The organism is Arthrobacter sp. 05L45_2, assembly GCF_056397525.1.
The window spans coordinates 1-2,749 of record NZ_JBFTNO010000280.1; the positions used below are offsets into that span (position 1 = coordinate 1).

At 66.1% G+C, this 2,749-nt stretch carries 4 protein-coding genes; 2 read left to right on the forward strand and 2 right to left on the reverse strand.

What is annotated here, in order from left to right; translation table 11 throughout:
• Positions 1-330, forward strand: a 330-nt coding sequence (locus AC1DHD_RS15400) for a hypothetical protein (protein WP_476880549.1), incomplete at its 5' end; no start/stop codon positions are given.
• 413 nt (positions 331-743) lie between these two features.
• The gene (locus AC1DHD_RS15405; protein ID WP_476880550.1) at positions 744-1,781 is read left to right on the forward strand and encodes an LLM class flavin-dependent oxidoreductase; all 1,038 of its coding nucleotides are present in this window, start codon (positions 744-746) and stop codon (positions 1,779-1,781) included.
• Positions 1,782-1,974: 193 nt separating this feature from the next.
• Here AC1DHD_RS15405 and AC1DHD_RS15410 read toward each other — a convergent pair whose 3' ends face one another.
• Entirely contained in the window at positions 1,975-2,418 is a 444-nt protein-coding gene (locus tag AC1DHD_RS15410) for a YdeI/OmpD-associated family protein (protein ID WP_476880551.1), read from the reverse strand.
• A gap of 102 nt (positions 2,419-2,520) precedes the next feature.
• A partial coding sequence (locus tag AC1DHD_RS15415; RefSeq protein ID WP_476880552.1) for a dihydrofolate reductase family protein occupies positions 2,521-2,749 on the reverse strand: 229 nt, incomplete at its 5' end.

Sequence of the window (2,749 nt, forward strand, 5' to 3'; positions counted from 1 at the left end):
GTGCAGGGCGACCCGATCTTCATGCGACGGGTCAACGGCTGGCTCGCTGTTTTTTGGATCCTGATGATCCCCGTCTCGCTGATGATGGGTTGGCTTGATTCCGTGACCTATGTTTCGGCGCTGTCGCTGTGGGCGCTCGTTTCCGGCCATTGGTCGGCGTGGCAAGCCGCACGGGTGGAAGTCGCGCAGGCGGAAGACGCCGAGAAGCGCGACAAGGAAGATCTCGTCGCCGAAGTTGTTGCCGCTCTTCTGGCCCGGACCGATCTGCAACCTTCGCCACAGACAGGAGCGGGTCCTGCCGTTGCGTCCGCGACTGCCGACGTGCCCTGACAGTTACAAAAGGTGTCACGGAAAGGTCGTGCCACGATCGCCGGTGGCAGCGAAACGGCAATCCTCTTGGACGGAGTCGAGCACACCCTCGGTGGCGGCGCAGGCGTGCGGGCTCTTTAGACGCTCCAACCCGTACTGATATGTGACGTAGACCAGGATTAAAGCCCCAGGATCGCCTCTTGCGCGCTGGTAAGCCTCCCGGAGCCCCGTGCCTTGATCAGGGCGCTGGAACCGGCCAGCGCCCCGCGGCCGTCGAACGCCCCGACCACGGAGGCCCGCAAGGCCCCCGGCCTCTCCTGCCAATGACCCCGTGGGAAGCGGCGGACGGGCCGCAACGGCGGCAGGCGCGGAGTCGGTCCGTGCCGCGGGAGGGGCGCGAACTGGGGCCCGCGGGAATAAGAACCCCCGCCGCTATGTTCTTTTTGGGTGTGAAAAACATCGGTTTCCTGTCCTTCGGCCATTGGACCGACCACCCGGAGTCCGGCACGCGCAACGCGTCGGAAGCGCTGTTGCAAGCGATCGACCTCGCGGTCGCGGCCGAGGAGCTGGGTGCGGACGGAGCCTACTTCCGGGTCCATCACTTCGCGCAGCAATACGCCTCCCCGTTCCCGTTGCTCGCTGCGATTGGGGCACGGACAAGCCGCATAGACATCGGTACCGGCGTGATCGACATGCGATACGAGAACCCGCTCTACATGGCGGAGGACGCCGGCGCGGCCGACCTGATCTCTGGTGGCCGGCTGCAGTTGGGCATCAGCAGGGGCTCACCCGAGCAGGTCATCGACGGGTGGCGTCACTTCGGCTTCGTCCCCGCTGAGGGCGAGTCGGACGCCGATATGGGCCGCAGACACACTGAGCGTCTGCTCGACGTGCTCGCTGGCGAGGGTTTCGCGGCGCCGAGCCCCCGCCCAATGTTCCCGAACCCTCCGGGCCTGCTACGCGTGGAGCCGCACTCAGAGGGCTTGCGTGAGCGCATCTGGTGGGGTTCCGGCTCTAACGCCACGGCCATCTGGGCGGCGAAGCTCGGGATGAACCTGCAGAGCTCCACGCTTAAGGACGACGAGAGCGGCAAGCCCTTCCACGTCCAGCAGGCCGAGCAGATCGAGYTCTACCGGCAGGCCTGGAAGGATGCGGGGCACAAACGGGAGCCGCGCGTCTCGGTCAGTCGCAGCATCTTTGCACTGACGGACGACCGCGACTGGCAATACTTCGGCCGCGACCGCCACAGCTCCGACCAAGTGGGCAACATCGACGAGAAAACGCGCGCGGTTTTTGGCCGATCGTACGCGGGTGCCCCGGACGAACTGGCCGCGAAGCTGGCCGAGGACGAGGCGATCGCCGCGGCAGACACCCTTCTGCTCACGGTCCCGAACCAGCTCGGTGTCGACTACAACGCCCACGTCATCGAGTCGATCCTGAAGTACGTGGCGCCGCAGCTCGGCTGGCGCTGACCCACGCGTCAGGTTCCCCTAGCAGACTACCCAGCGGGGCCGGCACGGGCTCCGGTCACGGCGGCCGGGCCGGCCGGCGGCCGCCTTTCATGAACTCCAGCGGAGACCGTGTCGTCGTTTCGACGGTTCCCGTTAGGGTCGGGCGAGGCGCCATTGGTCTTCGGCGGCGTTCGCGGCCGAGGATACAGACGGGCTACTTCTTGCCGGCCAGAAGGTCGGTCACCACCTTGGCGACTCGGCGGGAGCGGGTCTCTGCTGTTTTAGCGGCCGCGAGCGGTTCAACGTAGCGCCGCTGGCTGCTGTAGTTCAGTGTCGCAAAGAACGCGTTCGCCTCGGGCTCCGATTCCAGAGCGGCGGCAAGGTCAGCTGGAACGTCGACGACGCGCGGCTGGAGGTCCAGCGCGAGATCGACCTCGACGGTGTCGCCGGCAGATACTCCGGTGAGTGTCCGGTTTACGGCGCTGACGCCGACCATGTTGCGGCCGCCCATCACTGCGATGCTGCTGTTGTAGCTTGCCCCGTTGATGGTGACGACGACCGGCGGTCTCCTGCCCGCGCCCAGAGCGCTGACGATTTCCTCGGGGACTTCGATGCCCGCCTTGTTGCCGCTACCTAGGATGGTTGTGGTGAACTTCATGATCACAGTATGCCTCCGGTAATTTCGATAGCGCGGCGCCGCGCAGGCCAGGGAAGTGGCGGCTGTTGTCCAGACGGGCGACGGCGCTTTTCGGGATTGCGCTCAGCGCCTAGCCTCATACCTACTCATGGCGACACCGCCGGGAAACGTCTTTTGCTCGACCAGGTTCAGGTTCACCCGGCTGTCCAGTGCGGTAAAGAACGGTGTGCCGCCGCCCACCAGGACAGGATGGGTGACCAGTGCGTACTCATCGATGAGCCCGGCCCGCATGGCCGCCGCGGCCAGGGTTGCGCCCCCGATGCTCATCGGACCGCCGTCGTCGGCCTTGAGC

Bases quoted from the DNA above. Each gene is read 5' to 3' on its own strand.
- AC1DHD_RS15410 (WP_476880551.1), bottom strand. From the start codon at position 2,418: ATGAAGTTCACCACAACCATCCTAGGTAGCGGCAACAAGGCGGGCATC.